This window comes from Chryseobacterium caseinilyticum, assembly GCF_014837145.1.
GTDB lineage: Bacteria > Bacteroidota > Bacteroidia > Flavobacteriales > Weeksellaceae > Chryseobacterium > Chryseobacterium caseinilyticum.
Genome location: NZ_JACYFS010000023.1, coordinates 1 through 1,425, shown reverse-complemented (window position 1 = coordinate 1,425; position 1,425 = coordinate 1). Strand labels below are relative to the sequence as shown.

The window sequence follows — 1,425 nt, the reverse complement described above, 5'->3', positions numbered from 1 at the left end:
TTATTGAGAGAACATTTCCTGCATTACAACCAACGATCCTAACACGAACTTTATGTTCAAATAAACTGTACGGTTTCGAGCAAGAAAATGAGCAGGGATAATCATGTTAGTGAAGCTTAAATGTTTAAAGGGTTTGCCTATCTTATTCTGCTCATTGGTTCTTTCTTTTTTATAGTTTTATATTTAATAAATTTAAGGAATTGCAAACATAGGAAGGGTTTGGCAATAGCGGGCGGAACGTCTAAAATTCACGTTTTGTGCTTCGATTAAAATTTGTATTTTAGTTGAAAGTTTCGGCTTCGGTTTGCCCGCCATCGCCAAGTCCCGATACGTTATCTACAATAATTCCAAACATCGTGTCAAAACTAAATTTACTATTTTTCATTTTAATTTCAGTCTATCTAAATGCACAAGTTTTGGATAAAGATTTTACTTGGCTGAACCAAAATGATTATAAATCTGTCAAAGAAATAAAAATTTATAAACAATCAAAGCTCGGAATTATCCAGCAATTTGATAAATCTGGAAATCCAATTTTTGTAAAAAACAATGAATTTAACGGAGATGATGTCTTTGCTGTCTGGGATTATTCATATCAAAGTGACAAATTAGAGAGTATTATTTTCGGACATTCAAATGTTGGATTTTCTGAATCATATTACGTTTATTCCAAAAATAAAACTGAGGTTTATACTTACGAAGAAATTGAGGACAATTTTGATGCTAATTCCTTTCCTTATCAAAAAGAAGTTAAAAGTATTAACTCAAAAGATGAAGTACTTTATTCAAAAACATTAATTAATTTAAAGAAAAGAAAAAGATTTCTCATTCAAATTGATGAATATAATGATGCTGGTAAAATACTAAGGTCAATTACAAAAAATCCCAAAGGAAAAAAGCAAACTGAAACGTTATATTCTTATTCAAAAAATACTGAGAAAGTCGAATATAAAACTGATGATAAAAATTTCGATGGTGAAGTTATAAAAGAGTTTAATCAAAATGGAAAGCTTCTGAATGAAAAATACAGAAATACAGAAGTCTCATATTTATACACTGGTAATTCGTTAATAAAAAAATCAACTATTGAGTCAGGAAAACTAACAGAAAGTGAAACTTATGAATATAACGCTGAAAATAAACTTACTAGAAAGATAACTTTTGTTTCTGATTACGATAAAACATTTACTGACAAATATGAATACAACAAAAAAGGATTTATAAAAAGTGTACAAATTGAAAAAATGGAAGGAATTTCAAAATATGACTACGAATATATTTATTGGTAAAATATTACTGCAGCTAACATGAACTGTGTAAAAAACCAAACATTTTAAGCACTTTTTGCAATAAAATTATCTTGGTACATTGTTTTGTTTTTTACCACCCCAAATACAATTTTGAGCAGCTTGTTGCACACCGCAA

1 protein-coding gene is annotated in these 1,425 nt (G+C 28.7%); it reads left to right on the top strand.

Annotated elements, in window-relative coordinates; all coding sequences use genetic code 11:
* Window positions 1-416: 416 nt before the first annotated feature.
* Complete coding sequence (locus IC610_RS19915; RefSeq protein ID WP_191738628.1) at window positions 417-1,289, top strand: hypothetical protein; 873 nt, start codon at window positions 417-419, stop codon at window positions 1,287-1,289.
* Window positions 1,290-1,425 lie beyond the last annotated feature (136 nt).